The organism is Agromyces albus (genome assembly GCF_030815405.1).
Lineage (GTDB): Bacteria > Actinomycetota > Actinomycetes > Actinomycetales > Microbacteriaceae > Agromyces > Agromyces albus_A.
Genome location: NZ_JAUSWX010000001.1, coordinates 1,005,513 through 1,024,003, shown reverse-complemented (window position 1 = coordinate 1,024,003; position 18,491 = coordinate 1,005,513). Strand labels below are relative to the sequence as shown.

Here is an 18,491-nt window from a genome sequence, read left to right as displayed (position 1 = left end):
ATGACGATCTCCGGTCGGTTCGCGCTCCTCCTCGCGCTCGGCGTCGTACCTGTCGTCGCCGCGGGCGTCTCCGGCGCGGCCGAAGCATGGGTCGCACTCGCCGGATGGCTCACCCTCGCGCTCGGCGCAGGGGTGCTCGACGTCTCGCTCGCGGCGTCGCCCCGGCGCGTCGCGCTCGGCCGGGACCTGCCCGACCGGGTGCGGCTGGGCGAGACGGTCACCGCGGAACTCACGGTCCGCAATCTCGGGAGTCGGATGCTGCGTGCCACCGTGCGCGACGGGTGGGAACCTTCGGCGGGCCTCGCCGGGCCGAATCGCACCGTGCTGCAGGTGCCTCCGGGCGAACGTCGACGGATGGCGCTGCAGCTCACTCCGTGGCGCCGCGGGGACCGTCGCGTGGGGCAGGTGACCGTGCGCTCGGCGGGTCCCCTCGGCCTGTGGTCGCGGCAGGCGACGCTCGCGGCCCCCGGACGCATCCGCGTGCTGCCGCCGTTCCACTCCCGCGTGCACCTGCCGTCGCGGCTCACGCGGCTGCGCGAGCTCGAGGGGCGCACGCCCCTGCTGATCCGCGGCCAGGGCACGGAGTTCGACTCGATCCGCGAGTACGTGCGCGGCGACGACGTGCGATCGATCGACTGGCGTGCGACGGCGCGCCATGCCGACCCCGAGGTGCCCGGCGGCATGCGGCTCATGGTGCGCACCTGGCGGCCCGAACGCGACCGCCGCATCGTGATCGTCGCCGACACCTCGCGCACGGCGGCCGCCCGCATCGCCGACGAACCCCGTCTCGACACGGCGTTCGAGGCATCCCTCCTGCTCGCCGCCCTCGCCTCGCACGCCGGCGACCGGGTCGACTTCCTCGCGTGGGACCGCCGCCTCCGCGGACGCGTGCACGGCGCGAGCGGCCCAGAACTGCTCGCGCGCATGGTCGACACGATGGCCGGCATCGACGCCGAGCTCATCGAGGCCGACTGGTCGTCGGTACCCGGCCAGGTGCGGCGGGTGACGAGCCGACGTGCCCTCGTCGTGCTGCTCACCGCGGCCGACTCCCCCGGCAGCTCCCGCGGGCTGCTCTCGATGCTGCCGCAGCTCACCGCCCGGCACACGGTGATCGTCGCGTCCGTGACCGACCCTGCGCTCGTCGAGGCCGGTGGCGCTCGCGGCGATCTCGAGGAGGTCTACCGCGCGGCCGCCGCCGAGCGCGGCCTCATTGACACCGCGCGCGTGGCCGCCGCGATCCGGCGCCTCGGCGCCCTCACGGTCAGCGCCCCTCCGCACGAGCTGCCGCCGGCGCTCGCGGATCGCTACCTCGACCTGAAGGCCTCAGGACAGCTCTGACGCCTGTTCGGCTCTGGCGGCCGCTCGGCCCTGAGATCGCTCAGCCCGAGACGATGCGCGTCGCCCCGGAGTCGAACTCGACGAGGTCGCCGGTCTCACCGGCTCGCCACGCGCGGCGGCCGAGCACGAGCATGTAGGCGAGGAACCCGCCGAGGGCGAGCACGCCGATGCCGATCTTCACGGGCCATGGCCACCGCGCCGGCGTGACGAAGCCCTCGATGATGCCGGAGACGAAGAGGAAGAACACGAGCCCGATCGCGACGCTGAAGAGCGAGCGCGCGTCTTCGGCGAGTGCGACGCCGCGCGACCTCGGCCCGGGCGCGACCCACGCCCAGAAGATGCGGAGCCCGGCGGCCGCTGCGACGAAGACGCACGTGAGCTCGAGGAGCCCGTGCGGCGCGATGTAGAGGAAGAACGTGTCGGCCTCGTCGTAGGCGAACATGATGGCCGCTGTGATGCCGAGGCTCTGCGCGTTCTGCAGGATGATCCACGGGACCCACACGCCGAGGATGCCGAACGCGACGCATTGCGCGGCGATCCAGGCGTTGTTCGTCCAGACGGCGCCGGCGAACGACGCCGCGGGGTTCTCCGAGTAGTAGGCGACGAAGCCCTCCTCGGCGATGTGGCGGAATTCCTCTTCGGTGCCGAGCGTCGAGAGCACCCGCGGGTCGCCGCCGATCCACCATGCATAGAGCGCGGCGACGGCGAAGGTCGCGAGAGCGACGGCGAGGGTCAGCCACCGCAAGCGATAGAGGGCGGCAGGAAGGCTCATGAGGGCAAAACGCGTGAGCTGCCGCAGCGGGTTCTCGGGAACCCCGGTGAACTTCAGGCGCGCCCGCGCGAGCGAGATCGACAACCGGTCGCCGAGCGCGGTCGAGCCCGCCGTCGTCTGCACGAGCGAGAGATCGGATGCCGCGGCCTGATACCGCTCGATGAGCTCGTCGGCCTCGGCCCCGCCGAGCCGGCGCGACTTCGCGAGCGCGTCGAGCCGCTCCCAGTCGTCGTGACGGGCGGAGGCGAGCGCATCGAGGTCCATCTGCTTGAATACTACCCATGGCCGAAGCGACCGTCGCCGACCGCAGGGTCGCCCGATTCGACGACGAGGGCGTGCTCACGGGCGAGGCCGTCACGCTCGACGTGCGACCGGCGAGCGCCCTCATGCGAGCGGGGGGCACCGCAATCGACGTGCTCGTGTCGATGCTGCTCATCGTGGGCCTGCTGCTCGCGCTCGGGGAGCTCTCGGTCGACGAGGCGGCGTTCCGCGCGATCATGATCGCCGGCATCGTGACGTGCATCGTCGTGATTCCCACCGCCGTCGAGACGGCGACGCACGGGCGCTCGCTCGGCAAGCTCGCGCTCGGCCTCCGGGTCGTGCGAGACGACGGCGGCGCGGCGGGATTCCGGCACGCGTTCATCCGCGCACTCACGGGGGTCATCGAGATCTACATGACGGTCGGTGGACTCGCCGTGCTCATCGGCTTCCTGAACCCGTCGTCGAAGCGCCTCGGCGACCTGCTCGCGGGCACGCACGCGCAAGTCGAGCGAGTGCCCCACCTGCCGTCGACGGCGTTCGGGGTTCCCTCCGAGCTCGCGTCGTGGTCGACGATCGCCGATGTCGCTCGCCTGCCCGACCCGCTCGCTCGTCGCGTCGCCGCGTTCTTCCAGAACGCGGAGCACCTCGTGCCCGAGAGTCGTGCGCGCATCGCCGCCGCCCTCGCCGCCGAGGTCATGCCCTTCGTGTCGCCGGTGCCGAATGCCCCGGCCGAGCGCTTCCTCGCGGGTGTCGCTGCACTCCGTCGCGAACGCGACCTCACCGCGCTCGAGCTCGAGCGCGCGCGCATGTCGACGCTCGCGCCCGTGCTCGACGCGACGCCGAACGGGTTCCCGGAGCGCTGACGCTAGGGCGGCCCCTGGCTCAGTACCGGTAGTGGTCGACCTTGTACGGGCCCTCGACCGGCACGCCGATGTACGACGCCTGCTCGGGCGAGAGCTCGGTGAGCTCGACGCCGAGCGCGTCGAGATGCAGGCGCGCGACCTTCTCGTCGAGGTGCTTCGGCAGCACGTAGACGCCGATCGGGTACGCCTCGGGCCGCGTGTACAGCTCGATCTGCGCGAGCACCTGGTTCGTGAAGGAGTTCGACATCACGAACGACGGATGCCCAGTGGCGTTGCCGAGGTTCATGAGCCGCCCCTCGGAGAGCACGAGCACGCTGCGCCCTGTGGGCAGGCGCCACTCGTGCACCTGCGGCTTGATCTCGATGCGCTCGGCGCCCGGCAGCGACTCGAGAGCGGCCATGTCGATCTCGTTGTCGAAGTGGCCCACATTCGCCACGACGGCGAGGTGCTTGAGGCCGAGGAGGTGCTCGACACGCACGACGTCTTTGTTGCCGGTGCCCGTGACGAGGATGTCGATCTCGCCGATGACCGACTCGAGCCGGGAGACCTGGTAGCCGTCCATCGCGGCCTGCAGCGCGCAGATGGGGTCGACCTCGCTGACGATGACCCGGGCACCCTGGCCGCGGAGTGCCTCCGCCGCGCCCTTGCCGACGTCGCCGTACCCGGCGACGAATGCCACCTTGCCGCCGATGAGCACGTCGGTCGCGCGGTTGAGCCCATCGGGCAGCGAGTGGCGGATGCCGTACTTGTTGTCGAACTTCGACTTCGTGACCGAGTCGTTGACGTTGATGGCCGGGAAGAGGAGCGCGCCGTTCGCGTGCAGCTCGTAGAGGCGGTGGACGCCCGTCGTGGTCTCTTCAGTGACGCCCTTCAGCTCGGCGGCGATGCGGGTCCAGCGATCGGGGGTGAGTTCGAGCGAGCGGCGCAGGGCATCGAGCACGACGCGGTACTCGGCGCTCGCGTCATCCGTTGTCGCGGGCACGGCGCCGGCCGCCTCGAACTCGCGCCCATGGTGCACGAGCATGGTGGCGTCGCCGCCGTCGTCGAGGATCATGTTGGGGCCGATCCAGTCGGCTCCGGATGCCCCGGCCTCGGCGCTCCAGTCGAAGATGCGATCGGTGCACCACCAGTACTCCTCGAGCGACTCGCCCTTCCAGGCGAACACCGGAACTCCTGCAGGAGCGTCGACCGTTCCGGTCGGTCCGACGACGACCGCCGCCGCCGCCTCGTCTTGCGTCGAGAAGATGTTGCAGCTCGCCCAGCGCACCTGTGCGCCCAGCGCGACGAGGGTCTCGATGAGCACCGCCGTCTGCACCGTCATGTGCAGGCTGCCGGCGATGCGCGCTCCCGAGAGCGGCCTCGATGCGCCGAACTGCTCGCGCAGGGCCATCAGGCCGGGCATCTCGTTCTCTGCGAGGCGGAGCTGGTGGCGTCCGGCCTCGGCGAGCGAGAGGTCGGCGACCTTGAACGGGAGGGCGGTGGTGACGGCGGCATCCATGCGCCTATTCTCGCAGGCTCGCGCGGCCGTAGGTCACGGGCAAGCGTCACGTCCTCGAGTCTGCCGTCTACGCTTCGCGGCGCAGGCGCCGCGAGCGCTTCTACTGCCGCCTTTCGGGGTCTCGCGCGTCGCTACGCGCCGCGCGGGACCCCGCGGATGAGTTCCAACACCTCATCGCGGATGGCGGCCATCGTCGCGGCATCCGCCCCCTCGACGTTCAGCCGGAGCAGCGGCTCGGTGTTCGACGGCCGCACGTTGAACCACCAGAACGGTTCGCTCTCGTCGGTGAGGCCCTCGACGGTGAGCCCGTCGAACTCGTCGAAGTCGGCCCGGCCGGTGAACGCCTCGACGATGCGGGTGTATGCCGCGGGGACATCGGTGACGGTCGAGTTGATCTCGCCCGAGAGGGCATAGGGCGTGAAGCGGGCCGCGAGCGTGGAGAGCCGGCCGCCCTCTGCACCGAACTCCGCGAGCACGTGCATCGCGGCGAGCATGCCGTTGTCGGCGCCCCAGAAGTCGCGGAAGTAGTAGTGCGCCGAATGCTCGCCGCCGAAGACCGCCCCGGTGAGCCGCATCTGGTCTTTGATGAGCGAGTGGCCGACTCGGGTGCGCACGGGCGTCGCACCGGCCTCCTCGATCGTCTCGGGCACGAATCGCGAGGTGATCAGGTTGTGGATGACGCTCACGTCGTCTTCGCCGGCCGCGCGCACGCGATCGATCTCGCGAAGCGCGACGATGGCGGCGATGGCCGACGGGTCGACGGCGCCGCCGCGCTCGTCGATGACGAAGCACCGGTCGGCGTCGCCGTCGAAGGCGAGCCCGAGATTGGCACCGTGCTCGACGACCGCACGCTGCAGGTCGACGAGGTTCGCCGGGTCGAGCGGGTTCGCCTCGTGGTTCGGGAACGTGCCGTCGAGCTCGAAGTAGAGGGGAACGATCTCAAACGGCAGCACCGGAAGACCTGCGGCGTCGCCGAGGACGGCCGGCACCGTGAGGCCGCCCATGCCGTTACCCGCATCGACGACGATCTTCATCGGCCGCACGGAGCTCAGGTCGACGAGCGAGCGGAGGTAGGCGGCGTAATCGGCGAGCACGTCGGCGTGGACGACCGAGCCGCTCACCGAGGCATCCGCGATTCCCTGCTCGAGGTAGTCGCCGGCGCGGTCGCGGATCGCGGCGAGCCCGGTGTCGAGCGAGATGCCCTGGGCGCCGGCACGGGAGAACTTGATGCCGTTGTAGGCCGCCGGGTTGTGGCTCGCCGTGAACATGGCCGCGGGAGCGTTCATCGACCCCGATGCGAAGTAGGTCTCGTCGGTCGAGCACAGGCCGATCGCCACGACATCGGCGCCGCGCCGCGTGGCGCCGCGCGCGAAGGCCTCGGCGAAGGCGGGCGACGAGTCGCGCATGTCGTGGCCGACGACGACCCGGTCGCCGTCGGCTTCGACCTCGTCGACGAATGCCGCGCCGAGCGCCTCGACGGATGCCTCGGTGAGGCCCTCCCCCACGATTCCCCGCACGTCGTAGGCCTTCACGATGGCATTGAGGCGCGCTCGTGCCTCGGAGGGTGCAGCCGGACTCATGCCTTGAAACCTACCTCACCGAGCGAAACGTGCCGCACGACCTGCCAGCCCTTGGGGGCCGAGGTGCGGTCGGCATGGCGGGCGCAGAGGTCGTAGCCGTGCGGTTCGCGGGTGAGCGCCAACGGGCCGAGCACCGCCATCGAGTCGGCGTAGTCGAAGGTGAGTGTCGCCACCGCGTCTGCGGTGCATGCGGTGCGCGAACAACGTCTCATGGCACCACCAGAGTAGCGAGCGACGCGGACATTACGATGGAGGGTATGCCCCGACCCCGCCGTGTCGCCTCAGTGCCGCGTTCGCCGAGACGACTCGCCCGTGATCGACACGGGCGCGGCATGCGTTCCGCCGTGACGGGTCCGCACCTCGAGCCGATCCGCACCCGGCTCGACGAGTTCGATTTCACGATCGCCACGACGGCCGCCTACCTTCGCGGGCTGTGGCCCGAGCTCGAGGGCGTCGTGTTCGAGGTCGCACAGGGCCCCGCCGACGCGATCCACGGCGATCACGTCGATCGGTGGAAGGTCTTCCACGACGAGCGGCGCATCGTCTTCTTCCGGCTGCCGATCGTGCGATTCCTGCGGCTCCAAGAGGGCGAGGAACGGGAGGAGAAGCTCCTCATCGAGAGCTGCGTGTTCCGTGCGATCGCCGAACTGCTCGGTAAAGACCCCTGGGAGCTTGCGCCGGGGCGCTACCGGCACCTCTGAGGCTCAGCGCGGGTAGACGCGGATCGGCGCATCCTGCGCGCCCGGCGGTTGCACACCGAATGAGGCGAGCGCGGCAGCGCCCGCGAACGACACCGACGCGTGCAGGCCCTCGACGCCGGCGAGTCGCACCACCGCGCCGGGCGCGAGCGCGACGCTCGCCGCGCCGCCCGCCGGCACCGTCACCGCGCGCTCGGTGCCGTCGATGGTGACCGTCGTCTCCGTGGCGTCCGTGCCGGTGCTCGCGAAATGCAAGACGGGTGACGGGCCCTGCGGCACGACGACCACGCCGTCGTCGAGCAGGGGCGCCGTCGCGACGGTCCAGGCGAGGTCGACGGATGCCGCGGCATCCGCACCCCCGGATTCGGCCGGCACGCCCGTCGTCGCCCGCGCCGCCGCCACGATCGGGGCGTCGGCCTCGATCCGGAGCGTGTAGCTGCCGGCGGCGAGCACACCGAGCGGCACGTCGCTGACCCGTCCGGGCTGGAGCGTCACGTCGATCGTCGATCCGCCCGCACCCGTCTCGGAGACGATGCCGATCGACGCCTCCACGGCGTCGTCGCCCGGAGCGAAGAGTCGCACTGCAGGGAAGTCGTCGCCGAGGGCGTGGTCGTCGGCGGGGTCGACTCCGCCTGCTTTCGCCACGACGAAGCCTGGGATCACCTGGCGGGTCGACGGCATCGCCGTGGCGCCCGAGAGCTCGACGCCCGCGGGGGCGAGGCCTTGCACGACGGAGTGCTCCAGGCTCGCGACGATTGCGCCACCGGTGCTCTCGACGTGCACGACCGGCGATTCCAGGTTCGGTGCGAGCCCGGCGAGCGAGAGCACGCGCTGGTTGCCCGGCGGCACGATGATGCCGAGCGCCGACGCCGCCTCGACCGGGCCGGACTCACCCGACACACGCACGTCGACGGTTGCGGCGACCTCGGTCGGGTTCGACAGCAGCATGAGGCTCGTGCGGCCGAGGTTCGTGGCGCCCGCGACGAGCCAGGCGTCGGCGAGCGCCTCTGAGCACGCGGCCGCCGCGAAGCCCGCGACCGTCTCGGTCGCGGCCGTCTGCGATTGCGCCCCCGCGAGCAGTCCCACCGCGACGTCGCCGGGTTCCGCCGCGATCACGGTCGGCGTGCCGTCGCTATCGGCGCGGGGATTGTCGGGTGCCGTGACGGGTGACTGCTCGACGACCGCCCCCGCCGGTTCGGCGTCGGCGACGATCGCCGCCGACCCGATGGATGAGGCGGTGGTGGCCGCCGCCGCGTCGTCGGCGAGCGTCATCAGCGGACCGGGGCAGACGCGTTGCTGCCGACTCTCGGCCGGCTGCACGACGAGGGACGGCGCACTCGTGCGGTGTTCGGGCCAAGGGACGATCGCCGCGGCGGTGAGCGCGGCGGCGGCGAGCGCGGCCGCCACGAGGAAGGCGGCGGCGCGGCCGCCGATGCGGGCGATCGTGCGTCTAGCGAGCATCGTCGTCTCCCTCCGGGTCGGCGGGTTCCGTGGGCGGCGCGGAGGCGTTGGGATCGTCGGGAACCGCTTCGCCGCCCGGGGTCACGGGCACGGGCGCGGGCGCGTCGCCGTCGATGGGCGCGGCGTCGCCGGAGATGGGAGCCTCACGGGTGCCGAGCTCGTCGGCTCCGTCGACCTCGTCGGCCGCCGCACCGGCCTCTCCGTCGGCGGCCGCCTCGGTCGTCGTCTCGTCTGCCGTCGCGTCACCCGCAGCGGTTTCGTCTGCCGTCGCGTCGCCCGGAGCCGTCTCGTCTGCCCTCGAGTCATCCGCGGCCGCCTCAGCGGCAGTCGCGTCATCCGGACCCGCAGCCGCAGTCGCAGCCGCCGGAGGCGATCCGCGCCGACGACGAACCGGGCGGCGATCGGTCTCGCGACCGGCGCCGGTGGGGATCGAGAGCAGCAGCGCGGCGCCGATGACGACGAGCTGCACGAGCGTGATCACGCCGGTGAGCCAGCCGCCTGCACCCGACGGGATGCGTGCCGCCTCGGCGTCGGGTTCGGCCGCGGCGAACCGCCACAGGGTGCCGAAGTCGGTCTCGCCGACCGCCACGAGCGCGGCGTTGCCGTCGAGCGCCGTGCGGGCACGCTCCCCAGTGGCCAGGGCCTCTCGGTTCTCGTCGTCGGCAGGAGCGGCGAGGAGCACGAACGCGACGCCGAACTCACGGGTCGCGGCCGTCGGGTCGAAGCCGCTCCGGGAGGCCAGGTTGCCCGCGATGGTCGCGAGCTCCTCGTCGTCGGCGCTGAGTTCCTCACTCGTCTGGACCAGTGTCGACTGCTCGTCGAGGGTGGTTCCGGAGCCGTGCTCGATGGTCGCGCGGAGGCCGCCGTCGGCCTCGGGTTCGATGCGCAGCGTCGCGACGCGTGGATCGGCGTCGGCCTCTGCCGCCACGAAGGCCGGAAGCGTGCGCTCGGCAGCAGGAGAGATCGCGGCGCCGCCGGTGGCGATCGCGAATGCGGTCGGAAGCACCGCCGCGGCGGCGCACACCGTGACGAATCCGCCGGCGAGGGCACTGCCACGATGGAGGGCGCCGAGCGCGACGACGGCGGCGAGCGTGAGTCCGAGCCACTCGAGGCTGAGGCCGGCGCCGGCCCAGACGGGCACGGCCGCCGGGCCGACGACCGCGACCGCCAGCTGCGCGGCGGCGACGGCGGTGGCCAGGCCGAGCAGGGCGGTGCCGAGCGCGAGCAGTGAGGCGCGCGCTCCGGGGGCGAGCACGGCAGCGAGCGCTGCGAGGGCGAGCGGTGCGAGCAGTGCAGCCACGACGAGCCGCGGATCGACGGATGCGACGGCGCCGACGAGCTCGTTCCATGCGGCCGGCGGCGCACTCGGGAACCCGAGGGCGAGCTGCCACGCCGACGGCACGGCGCTCACGACGGGCGTGCCGGGATCGGCGAGGACCGCGAGCGGGGTGCCCCGTGCGAACTGCTCGAAGACCAGGGGCGCGGCGAGCATAACTGCTGGGATCGGGAGGCCGGCCAGTCGTGCGGCGGCGCGGCCGCTGACGGCGAGCCCCACGAGCCACGCGATGAGGAGCGCGGGTGCGAGGCTCGGTGCCGCGGCGACGACCGCGGCGAAGAGCAGTGACGCGGCACCCGCGGCGGCCCACGACGTCGCCGCGCCGAACACCGCGAACGCGAGCCAGCCGAGCAGCACGTGGGCGATGACGGCACCCGGCCGTCCATCGCCGAGTGCGGTGAGGAAGGTGGGCGAGATCGCCCAGATCAGGGCCGCCGCCGCGCGGACGGCTGCACGCTCCGTGAGCCGTGAGGCCGCGAACCAGGCGCCGATCGCGGCCGCCGGCAGGGCCACGATCCAGAGCAGCACGAGTCCGAACGAGGGTGCCCAGAACGTGAGGGATCCGATGACCGCGAGCAGTCCGGCGAACGGGTCGGGCGCGCCGACCAACCCGGCGCCGAGGTCGCGCCAACCGTAGGCGGCATTGCGCCAGAGCTCGCCGACCCCGCTCGAGAGCGGGAGCAAGGCGCCGCCGCCGATGCCGTTCGCGCCCATGAGCCACGAGAGGAGGGCGACGGATGCCACGGCCGACGTGAGCAGGACCCATCCGCCACCCGTGCTGAGGAACTGCAGTTCGTGCTTGCGGCCGCGTGCCCTCGCCCGGCGCGCTTCGGCGGCGAGCTGCGATCGCCGGCGCATCTCGTCGTGCTGCATGCGCAACGGGGAGACGACCGCCCAGCCGCTCGTGCGCCCCGACTTCAGCGTGCGCCGGGCGCGTGCGACGCGCATGCCGGAGAACATCGTGCGGATCGCGGCGGTGAGCTCACCGGGAATCGCGCCCGGGGTCTTCACGAGCAGCAGCCGGATGGAGCGCAGCAGGGCGAGCGGCAGCAGGGTGAGCCAGTGCAGCGGCACCGCGAGGGCCGGCGCGTACACGAGTCGGCGGTGCAGCTCCGCCGCGCGGGCCGCGCGCTCGCGTCGCCGAACGGTGCGCGGCCGGCGCGCGACCGGGGGTCCGGCCACCCCCGCACCCGCGAACGCGACGCGCGCATCGGGCACGACGGTGACGCGATGGCCGGCGAGCCGGGCACGGATCGAGAAGTCGAGCGCGTCGTCGGCGCTCGGGAGCCCGGGATCGAACCCGTCGAGGGCACGCCAGACGGTGTGCCGCACGAGGATCGCGGCGGGATCGAGTCCGAGCACGTCGCTCAGCCCGTCGTGCTGGCCCTGGTCGAGCTCGTCGGCGACGAGTGGCACGCTTCGCCCGAGGCGCGTGATCGAGCGGCCGAAGACGGCGATGCGGTCGGGGGCGTCCCAGTGCATGAGCTTCGGCCCGGCGATGCCGACGGATTTCGCGGTCTCGAGCGTCGCGAGCAGCTTCGCGAGCGCCTCGGGCTCTGGCGCGCTGTCCTCGGAGAGGAGCCACAGTGCGTCGGCATCCGTCGACGGCGGCCCGATCACTCGCTCGCCCGCTCGCACCGCATCGCCGAACGACAGATGCTGCGAGTGCTCGACGATATGGGTCGCCCCGGCCCCCTCGATGATCTCGCGCGCCCCGGCGTCGGCCTCCGTCAGCACGATGACGAGCGCGTCGGGGGTGCGACGCTGGGCCTGCAGCGCTTCGAGCGTGCGCCGCAAGTGGTCGCCGCCGTGCTGCACGACGAGGATGGCGGTGACTCTGGGGAACATCGGAATCAGCCTAGGCGGCTCTCCGCGCGGCATCCGGGATCAGGCAGGGCGTGCCACGAAACCGATCGGATCAGGCGACCCGCGCGCCGGCCGAAGTCGGTGCACGGGTCCCCGGATCAGACCGCTCGTTTGCGGAGTTTGCGACGCTCGCGTTCCGACAGCCCGCCCCAGATGCCGAAGCGCTCGTCGTTCGAGAGTGCGTATTCGAGACACTCGGATCGCACCTCGCAGCCCGTGCAGATCTTCTTCGCGTCGCGGGTCGATCCACCCTTCTCAGGGAAGAATGCCTCGGGGTCGGTCTGCGCACACAGCGCATCACTCTGCCAAGCCAGCGGATTCTCGTCATCGGCTCCCGGACGAACCCCTGGAACCCCGAGCCTTACCGGATCGATGAACCAATCGTCAGGTACTCCAGAACGATATTCAGGATTGCCCATATCGTCTCCCACCCAGTTGTACCGACCACCCAGAGGGTGTGTCACGACTAATTACACCGGTGTAGTTCGTGAGAGTCAAGTCGCGGATCGTAAACCCTCAATCGGCCGTCGAGGCTTCAGCCACGCCGCGACACGCCGGGGGTGTTCCGCAGACGTTACTTTTCGCACCGTCGAGGTGCGATTCACTCGGCGGATGCCGCGCGCCGGGCCTCCCAGGCGCTCTCGACCATCTCGGCGAGCGAGTGCCGCATACGCCATTCGAGGTCGCGAGCGGCGAGGTCGCCCGACGCCACGATTCGCGCGGGATCGCCCGCGCGGCGAGGCGCGATCTCGGGAGTGAACTCAATGCCCGTGACGTCGGCGACCGCGCGCATGATCTCGGCGACCGAGACGCCGGTGCCGGAGCCGAGGTTGTAGACGGGCTCGATCGGCTTGCCCGAGTCGAGTCGTTCCGCCGCAACGACATGCGCCTCGGCGAGGTCGGCGACGTGCAGGTAGTCGCGCACGTTCGTGCCGTCGGGCGTCGGGTAGTCGTCGCCGTTGATGCGGGGGGTGCGTCCGTCGAGCAGTGCGTCGAAGACGAGTGGGAAGAGATTGTGCGGGCTCACGTCGAAGACCTGCGGCGTGCCGGAGCCGACGACGTTGAAGTAGCGCAGCGACGTGTGACGGAGGCCGGTGGCGACGCCCTGGTCGGCGATGAGCCATTCGCCGACGAGCTTCGACTCCCCGTAGGGCGACTGCGGACGCTTCGGCGTGTCCTCGGTGACGAGGTCGACGTCGGGCGTGCCGTACACGGCCGCACTGGAGGAGAACACCATGCGGTCGACGCCGCGGGCCTCCATCGCGGCGAGGAGCGTGATCGTTCCCGTCACGTTCTGCCGGTAGGTGTGCAGCGGACGCTGCACCGAGACGCCCGCGTACTTGAAGCCGGCCAGGTGCACGACCCCCTGCACGTCGAAGCGCTCGAAGGTCATCTCGAGCTGTGATCCGTCGAGGATCGTGCCCTGCACGAACGCCGTGCCCTCGGGCAGGAAGCTCCGCCGTCCCGACGAGAGATCGTCGACGACGACGACGTCGATGCCTCGGGAGGCGAACGCGCGTACGACGTGCGACCCGATGTATCCGGCTCCCCCGGTGACCAGCCAGCTCATGATCCTGCCTTCCGGCCGCGGACCGTCCGCGCCCCGACCGATCGTATCGGCCCCGGGTGGGAACGGTCCGCGGCGTGAAGCGCGCAGGAACTGCCATCGGACCCGGCCGAGCGTGCCGGGAGCCGACGGTTCGTCAGATGCGGGTCGCGGTCAGGTTTTCGACGTGCCGGTTGCGGTCGCGGATCTCGGGGCGACCATAGCCGTCGTTGTCGAGCCGCAGCAGCGTGGCGAGCATGCCCCAGATGGCGAGCCCGAGGAGGACGAGGAAGATGATCGTGGTCATGGCAGAAAATCTACTGCTTGCCACATCCTGCCGACAGTGGCAGAGTAGCCACAGAACGATTCTTTTCTGCCATTCGGAGGCTCCCGTTGCTCCAGTCCATCGCCTGCATCGCCATCCCGCAGATGGCCCCGTTCGAATTCGGTGTGATCTGCGAGGTGTTCGGCATCGACCGCGCCGACACGGGCGGCCCCACCTTCGACTTCAAGGTCGTCGCCGCCGAGCCCGGGCCTGTCTCCACGAAGCTCGGCTTCGACATCGTCGTGCACGAGGGCCTCGAGTTCGCGCGGCACGCCGACCTCGTCGCGGTGCCGGCCGCGCTCATCGACGAGCCGGTCGATGAGCGCGTCTCCGCCGTGATCCGCGAGGCGGTCGAGCGCGGAGCCTGGGTGCTCTCCGTCTGCTCGGGCGCCTTCACGCTCGGTCACGCGGGCGTGCTCGAGGGCCGCCGCGCCACCACCCACTGGATGTACACCGACCGCATGGCCAAGATGTTCCCCGGCACCGACGTCGACCCCGACGTGCTCTTCGTGCAGGATGGCAAGGTCGTGACGGGGGCCGGCACCGCGGCGGGCATCGATGCCGCGCTGCACATCGTGCGCATGGAACTCGGAGCGGGCGCGGCCAACAACATCGCCCGGCGCATGGTCGTGCCGCCGCAGCGCGACGGCGGCCAGTCGCAGTTCATCCAGTCGCCCGTCGCGGAGTGCCGAAGCGACTCGTTCGCCAAGATCACCGAGTGGATGATCGAGCACCTCGACGAAGACCTCACCGTCGACCTGCTCGCCCGCAAGGCGCTCATGTCGCCGCGCACGTTCGCCCGCCGCTTCCGCGCCGAGACCGGCACGACGCCGAACGCCTGGCTCAACCGTCAGCGATTGCTGCGCGCCCAGCAGCTGCTCGAAGAGACCTCCGACACGCTCGAGGAGATCGCGCGCGAGACGGGCTTCGGCGCCGCCGCGGTCATGCGGCACCACTTCATCAAGGTGCTGCAGACGACCCCGACCGCGTATCGCCGCCTGTTCGGGGTCCGGGTGGCCAGCTGAGGCTCAGGATGCCGCGGCGGCACCCGTCGTCGCGACCCACGCGATCCCGTCGCCGGTGATCTCGAGCTCGCGCTCCTCAGGCGTGACGTAGAGCGTCTCGCCGAGCGCGAGCTCTGCTTCGCCGAGCGCCCCCGCGAGGTGCAGCGAGCCGCCCTCGGCGAGCACGATCGCGGGTCCGTCGATCGCGACGCGCGCGGCATCCGCACCGGCATGGGCACGGTAGAGCACGAAGTCGGGCACATCGGGCCGGAATGCCGTGACGCCGGGCGCCACGTCGAGCGGTGCGAGGCGCGGGGGCGCGATCGGCGTGAAGTCGAGCACGTCGAGCAGCTCCGTCACGTCGATGTGCTTGGGCGTGAGGCCGCCCCGCAGCACGTTGTCGCTCGCCGCCATGAGCTCGATGCCGAGCCCGTCGAGGTAGGCGTGGATGTTCCCGCGCCGCGAGGTAGAGGGCTTCGCCGCGCTGCAGTCGCACCCGGTTGAGCAGCAGCGAGATGACGACGCCGGGGTCGCCCGGGTACACGGCGGCGAGCGCGCCGACCGTCTCGAACGAACGCGCGAACGGCGACCGCCGGGCGATCTCGGAACCCGCGAGGGCCGTCACCCGTTCGATCAGCCACGTCGCCTCCCCCGTGTCGCCGCCGCGGCCGTCGCGGAGCAACCACTCGACCGAGTCGCGGAGCGGGTCGTCGCCGGCGAGCCGGTCGCCGAGGAGGTCGAGCGCGCCGGGCTCTGGCGTGCCGGACGCGGCATCCGCCTCGCGCAGCACCTCGAGCACGCCGTGCACCTCGTCGAGCGGGCGGAAGCCCGAGAGCGCGTCGAACGTCTCGCTCAGGGCGACGATGAGCTCGGGCTTGTGGAAGGGGTCGCGATAGTTGCGGTCGTACGCGCCGACCGGGATCCCCTCTGCCTCTTCACGGGCGAAGCCGGCTCGGGCCTGCTCGGGAGTCGGATGCGCCTGCAATGACAGCGGCTCGGCCGCCGCGAGCAGCTTCAGGAGGAACGGCAGGCGTGCGCCCTCGGCGGCGAGCCTCGGCCCGAGGGCCCGCTCGGGGTCCGCCTCGATCCACGCGGCGAGGTCGTCATGGCCGACGGATGCCGCGTCGACGATGCGTGCCGGGGAGCCCGCGTGCGCGCCGAGCCACAGCTCCGCTTGCGGTCCGCCCGACGGAGGCCTGCCCAGGAACTCGGCGATCGCCCGATGCGAACCCCATGCGTAGTCCCGGGGTGTGTTGCCGATCGCCACAAACATCCTCGATGGTTCCTCTCCGCCGTTGGGTCAAAACTACCAACGCCTTCGAGGGCGATTGCGCCCGCCATAGGCTTCACGGGTCCGACCACGCATTGGAGCACGCATGACCTTCGAGCCGCTCGCGAGCGACTTCTACGCCTACGAGTCCCTCCTCACCGAGCAGGAGAAGGAGGCGCTCGGCAACCTCCGGGCATGGCTCGAACGCGACGTCAGGCCGATCGTCGGCGACTACTGGGACCGCGCGGAGTTCCCCGTGCAGATCGTGAAGCCGCTCGCCGACCTCGGCGCCTTCTCGTTCGGCTGGGACGAGACCCGGCCGTTCGAGAACTCCGCCGTGTTCCGGGGCTTCGTCGCCCTCGAATGCGCTCGCGTCGACGCGGGCGTCGCGACCTTCGTCGGCGTGCAGAACGGGCTCGCGGCCGGCAGCATCAGCGTCTGCGGCTCCGCCGAGCAGCGAGCGGAGTGGATCCCGAGGCTCGCGAGCGGCGAGGTCGTCGGCGCGTTCGGCCTCACCGAGCCGGATTCGGGCTCGGACTCCGCGCAGGGCCTGCGCACCACCGCCGAGCGCGTCGGCGACAACTGGGTGATGAACGGTTCGAAGCGCTGGATCGGCAACGCCACCTTCTCCGACATCACCGTCATCTGGGCGAAGGACGTCGCAGACAGCCAGGTCAAGGGCTTCATCGTGCCGACTTCGACGCCGGGCTACACGGCCACGAAGATCGAGGGCAAGATCAGCCTCCGCTCCGTGCAGAACGCCGACATCACGCTCGAGAACGTGGTCGTGCCAGAGTCGCTCCGGCTCCAGAACGCGAACTCGTTCAAGGACACCGCGAGCGTGCTCCGCCTCACTCGCGCCGAAGTGGCGTGGGCTGCCGTGGGCACGTCGATCGGCGCGTACGAGGCCGCCGTGAAGTACGCGGGCGAGCGCGTGCAGTTCGGCAAGACGATCGGCTCGCACCAGCTGATCCAGGACCTGCTCGTCAAGTGCCTCGGCAACATCACCGCCTCGCTCGGCATGGTCGTGCGCGTCTCCGAGATGCTCGACCGCGGCGAGCAGCGCGACGAGCACTCGGCCCTCGCGAAGGCGTATACGACGTCGCGCATGCGCGAGACCGTCGCGTGGGCACGCGAGTCGGTCGGAGGCAACGGCATCGTGCTCGAGTACGACGTGGCCCGCTTCTTCGCCGACGCCGAGGCGCTCTACTCCTACGAGGGCACGCGCGAGATGAACACGCTCATCGTGGGCCGGAAGATCACCGGCAAGGCCGCGTTCGTCTGAGCGCGCGCGATAGCCTAGTTCGCATGACCACGCGCCGGCACCGCACGCTCACCGGCGCGTTCGCGACCTTCGCGCTCTTCACGGTGCTCGCGGGCCAGTTCTGGCGCAACCTGCTGGGCTGGTGGGGCTCCGGCATCGTCGACCTCCTCGTCGTCGCCGGTGCCGTCGCCCTCGTCGTCGCCGTGCGACCCCGATGGAACTGGCGCCGCATCCCGAAGTCGACCCTCGTCTTCGTGCTCATCGCCGTGCTCTCGGTCGGGTGGTCGTACTACCCGGGCGCGTCGGCCCTCGGCGTGCTCATCACGCTCGTCACGACGTTGGTCGCCGTCGCGCTCGCCCTCTGCCTCTCCTGGACCCAGCTCGTACGCGCCCTCGGCGGCGCGATCAAGTGGGTCCTGGGCCTCTCACTCGCCTTCGAACTCTGGATCGCCGTGTTCGTGCGCGAACCGGTGCTGCCGATTTTCCCTGACTTCGACCCGGGGGCAGAGCAGGTGCCCATGGCCTTCTACTGGTCGCGCGGACTGCTGTTCGACGGCGGACCGATTGAGGGCATCGTCGCCAATCGCAACCTGCTCGGCATGATCGCCCTCCTCGGACTCATCGTCTTCACCGCGCTCCTCGCCGCCGGCAGCATGCGCCGGGCGCAGGGCATCGGCTGGCTCGTCGTCGCGGGGCTCACCGTGCTGCTCACGCGCTCCGCCACCGTCGCGCTCGTCGCGGTCGTCGTGCTCGCGGCATTGGGCTTCGCGATCTGGGCGAGGCGGGTCGGGCCCGATCGGCGGCGACGCGTGTATGCGACCGCCGCAGGCGCCGTCGTTGCATCCGTCGTGCTGCTCGTTGCATTCTGGACGCGGTTGACCGACCTCTTCGGCAAAAGCGAAGACCTCACCGGCCGCTTCGACATCTGGAACGCCGTGGCCGGGCTCGCCGCCGAGCGGCCGTGGTTCGGGTGGGGATGGGTAAGTTACTGGGTGCCCTGGGTCGAGCCGTTCGACGGGCTCGCCGTGCGCAAGGGCGTCACGTACCTGCAGGCGCACAACGCCTGGCTCGACGTCTGGATGCAGCTCGGGGTGATCGGCATCATCGCGTTCGCCTCGATCGTCATCGGCGCGCTCTGGCGGTCGTGGTTCCTCGCGGTCGACCAGCCGATGGAGGTCACCGGGCGGCCGCTGCCGCATTCCGCCGCCGCACTCGTGCCGCTGCTCGTGCTCGTCGCCCTCATCGGCCAGAGCCTCGCCGAGAGCCGCATCCTCATCGAGGGCGGCTGGGTGCTGCTCATCGCGATCGCCTGGTCGACGAAGCAGCGCCAATGGGCGCCAGAGCCGTTGCCGGCCGAGCCGCCACCGGTCCGAGCATCGCGGATGCCGCCGGCAGAGGCGGCCCAATGA

Annotated in this window: 16 protein-coding genes and 1 pseudogene; 6 read left to right on the top strand and 11 right to left on the bottom strand. The window is 71.3% G+C overall.

The genetic code is table 11. The annotated features are described in order from the left end of the window. Nucleotides 1–1,338: a DUF58 domain-containing protein gene (locus QFZ29_RS04730; protein ID WP_306893082.1), complete on the top strand. Its 1,338-nt coding sequence runs from the start codon at nucleotides 1–3 to the stop codon at nucleotides 1,336–1,338. 40 nt (nucleotides 1,339–1,378) lie between these two features. Here QFZ29_RS04730 and QFZ29_RS04725 read toward each other — a convergent pair whose 3' ends face one another. Then, on the bottom strand, nucleotides 1,379–2,374 hold the full coding sequence (locus tag QFZ29_RS04725) for a stage II sporulation protein M (RefSeq protein ID WP_306893081.1): 996 nt from the start codon (nucleotides 2,372–2,374) through the stop codon (nucleotides 1,379–1,381). A gap of 17 nt (nucleotides 2,375–2,391) precedes the next feature. On the opposite strand from QFZ29_RS04725, the gene QFZ29_RS04720 reads away from it, so the two are divergent. Beyond that, a complete protein-coding gene (locus QFZ29_RS04720; RefSeq protein ID WP_306893080.1) occupies nucleotides 2,392–3,234 on the top strand; it encodes an RDD family protein in 843 nt (280 codons plus the stop codon). Nucleotides 3,235–3,253: 19 nt separating this feature from the next. On the opposite strand, the gene ahcY is transcribed toward QFZ29_RS04720, so the two are convergent. The 3 genes from ahcY to QFZ29_RS04705 all read right to left on the bottom strand — a co-directional run bounded on the left by ahcY (nucleotide 3,254) and on the right by QFZ29_RS04705 (nucleotide 6,524). Next, entirely contained in the window at nucleotides 3,254–4,732 is a 1,479-nt protein-coding gene (ahcY, locus tag QFZ29_RS04715; RefSeq protein ID WP_306893079.1) for an adenosylhomocysteinase, read from the bottom strand. A 131-nt stretch (nucleotides 4,733–4,863) separates the two neighbouring features. Next, nucleotides 4,864–6,312, bottom strand: a complete 1,449-nt coding sequence (locus QFZ29_RS04710) for a phosphomannomutase/phosphoglucomutase (RefSeq protein WP_306893078.1) — start codon at nucleotides 6,310–6,312, stop codon at nucleotides 4,864–4,866. After that, nucleotides 6,309–6,524 carry a DUF3499 family protein gene (locus QFZ29_RS04705; protein WP_306893077.1) on the bottom strand — a complete coding sequence of 72 codons (216 nt, stop codon included), beginning with the start codon at nucleotides 6,522–6,524 and terminating at the stop codon, nucleotides 6,309–6,311. The genes QFZ29_RS04710 and QFZ29_RS04705 overlap by 4 nt, the downstream gene beginning before the upstream one ends. Nucleotides 6,525–6,644: 120 nt before the next feature. On the opposite strand from QFZ29_RS04705, the gene QFZ29_RS04700 reads away from it, so the two are divergent. After that, nucleotides 6,645–7,013 carry a hypothetical protein gene (locus QFZ29_RS04700; RefSeq protein WP_306893076.1) on the top strand — a complete coding sequence of 123 codons (369 nt, stop codon included), beginning with the start codon at nucleotides 6,645–6,647 and terminating at the stop codon, nucleotides 7,011–7,013. Between the two features lie 3 nt (nucleotides 7,014–7,016). Here QFZ29_RS04700 and QFZ29_RS04695 read toward each other — a convergent pair whose 3' ends face one another. The 5 genes from QFZ29_RS04695 to QFZ29_RS04675 all read right to left on the bottom strand — a co-directional run bounded on the left by QFZ29_RS04695 (nucleotide 7,017) and on the right by QFZ29_RS04675 (nucleotide 13,526). Then, a complete protein-coding gene (locus tag QFZ29_RS04695; RefSeq protein WP_306893075.1) occupies nucleotides 7,017–8,471 on the bottom strand; it encodes a DUF5719 family protein in 1,455 nt (484 codons plus the stop codon). Continuing rightward, on the bottom strand, nucleotides 8,461–11,655 hold the full coding sequence (locus QFZ29_RS04690; protein ID WP_306893074.1) for a glycosyltransferase family 2 protein: 3,195 nt from the start codon (nucleotides 11,653–11,655) through the stop codon (nucleotides 8,461–8,463). Before QFZ29_RS04690 ends, QFZ29_RS04695 begins: the two co-directional genes overlap by 11 nt. Nucleotides 11,656–11,771: 116 nt before the next feature. Next, the gene (locus QFZ29_RS04685; protein WP_129519978.1) at nucleotides 11,772–12,092 is read right to left on the bottom strand and encodes a WhiB family transcriptional regulator; all 321 of its coding nucleotides are present in this window, start codon (nucleotides 12,090–12,092) and stop codon (nucleotides 11,772–11,774) included. Between the two features lie 182 nt (nucleotides 12,093–12,274). Next, nucleotides 12,275–13,243 (bottom strand): UDP-glucose 4-epimerase GalE, encoded by a 969-nt coding sequence (gene galE, locus QFZ29_RS04680; RefSeq protein WP_306893073.1) that lies wholly within the window; start codon nucleotides 13,241–13,243, stop codon nucleotides 12,275–12,277. Nucleotides 13,244–13,376: 133 nt separating this feature from the next. Further along, nucleotides 13,377–13,526 (bottom strand): hypothetical protein, encoded by a 150-nt coding sequence (locus QFZ29_RS04675; protein WP_164990414.1) that lies wholly within the window; start codon nucleotides 13,524–13,526, stop codon nucleotides 13,377–13,379. An 86-nt stretch (nucleotides 13,527–13,612) separates the two neighbouring features. Here QFZ29_RS04675 and QFZ29_RS04670 point away from each other — a divergent pair, with 86 nt between their 5' ends. Then, nucleotides 13,613–14,569, top strand: a complete 957-nt coding sequence (locus tag QFZ29_RS04670; protein ID WP_129519867.1) for a GlxA family transcriptional regulator — start codon at nucleotides 13,613–13,615, stop codon at nucleotides 14,567–14,569. Between the two features lie 3 nt (nucleotides 14,570–14,572). Here the strand turns inward: QFZ29_RS04670 and QFZ29_RS04665 are convergent, their stop codons facing one another. Then, nucleotides 14,573–14,962 (bottom strand): hypothetical protein, encoded by a 390-nt coding sequence (locus QFZ29_RS04665; RefSeq protein WP_306896833.1) that lies wholly within the window; start codon nucleotides 14,960–14,962, stop codon nucleotides 14,573–14,575. A 97-nt stretch (nucleotides 14,963–15,059) separates the two neighbouring features. Further along, nucleotides 15,060–15,821, bottom strand: a pseudogene (locus tag QFZ29_RS04660) (type I phosphomannose isomerase catalytic subunit); the annotation flags it as partial. Between the two features lie 103 nt (nucleotides 15,822–15,924). Here QFZ29_RS04660 and QFZ29_RS04655 point away from each other — a divergent pair. Both QFZ29_RS04655 and QFZ29_RS04650 read left to right on the top strand, forming a co-directional pair. Beyond that, on the top strand, nucleotides 15,925–17,103 hold the full coding sequence (locus QFZ29_RS04655) for an acyl-CoA dehydrogenase family protein (protein WP_306893072.1): 1,179 nt from the start codon (nucleotides 15,925–15,927) through the stop codon (nucleotides 17,101–17,103). 23 nt (nucleotides 17,104–17,126) lie between these two features. Further along, nucleotides 17,127–18,491 (top strand): O-antigen ligase family protein, encoded by a 1,365-nt coding sequence (locus QFZ29_RS04650; protein ID WP_306893071.1) that lies wholly within the window; start codon nucleotides 17,127–17,129, stop codon nucleotides 18,489–18,491.

What these genes read in the sequence shown, in the direction of transcription:
- QFZ29_RS04730 (WP_306893082.1), top strand. Translation starts at nt 1, where the DNA reads ATGACGATCTCCGGTCGGTTCGCGCTCCTCCTCGCGCTCGGCGTCGTA.
- QFZ29_RS04725 (WP_306893081.1), bottom strand. Translation starts at nt 2,374, where the DNA reads ATGGACCTCGATGCGCTCGCCTCCGCCCGTCACGACGACTGGGAGCGG.
- QFZ29_RS04720 (WP_306893080.1), top strand. Translation starts at nt 2,392, where the DNA reads ATGGCCGAAGCGACCGTCGCCGACCGCAGGGTCGCCCGATTCGACGAC.
- ahcY (WP_306893079.1), bottom strand. Translation starts at nt 4,732, where the DNA reads ATGGATGCCGCCGTCACCACCGCCCTCCCGTTCAAGGTCGCCGACCTC.
- QFZ29_RS04710 (WP_306893078.1), bottom strand. Translation starts at nt 6,312, where the DNA reads ATGAGTCCGGCTGCACCCTCCGAGGCACGAGCGCGCCTCAATGCCATC.
- QFZ29_RS04705 (WP_306893077.1), bottom strand. Translation starts at nt 6,524, where the DNA reads ATGAGACGTTGTTCGCGCACCGCATGCACCGCAGACGCGGTGGCGACA.
- QFZ29_RS04700 (WP_306893076.1), top strand. Translation starts at nt 6,645, where the DNA reads ATGCGTTCCGCCGTGACGGGTCCGCACCTCGAGCCGATCCGCACCCGG.
- QFZ29_RS04695 (WP_306893075.1), bottom strand. Translation starts at nt 8,471, where the DNA reads ATGCTCGCTAGACGCACGATCGCCCGCATCGGCGGCCGCGCCGCCGCC.
- QFZ29_RS04690 (WP_306893074.1), bottom strand. Translation starts at nt 11,655, where the DNA reads ATGTTCCCCAGAGTCACCGCCATCCTCGTCGTGCAGCACGGCGGCGAC.
- QFZ29_RS04685 (WP_129519978.1), bottom strand. Translation starts at nt 12,092, where the DNA reads ATGGGCAATCCTGAATATCGTTCTGGAGTACCTGACGATTGGTTCATC.
- galE (WP_306893073.1), bottom strand. Translation starts at nt 13,243, where the DNA reads ATGAGCTGGCTGGTCACCGGGGGAGCCGGATACATCGGGTCGCACGTC.
- QFZ29_RS04675 (WP_164990414.1), bottom strand. Translation starts at nt 13,526, where the DNA reads ATGACCACGATCATCTTCCTCGTCCTCCTCGGGCTCGCCATCTGGGGC.
- QFZ29_RS04665 (WP_306896833.1), bottom strand. Translation starts at nt 14,962, where the DNA reads ATGGCGGCGAGCGACAACGTGCTGCGGGGCGGCCTCACGCCCAAGCAC.
- QFZ29_RS04655 (WP_306893072.1), top strand. Translation starts at nt 15,925, where the DNA reads ATGACCTTCGAGCCGCTCGCGAGCGACTTCTACGCCTACGAGTCCCTC.
- QFZ29_RS04650 (WP_306893071.1), top strand. Translation starts at nt 17,127, where the DNA reads ATGACCACGCGCCGGCACCGCACGCTCACCGGCGCGTTCGCGACCTTC.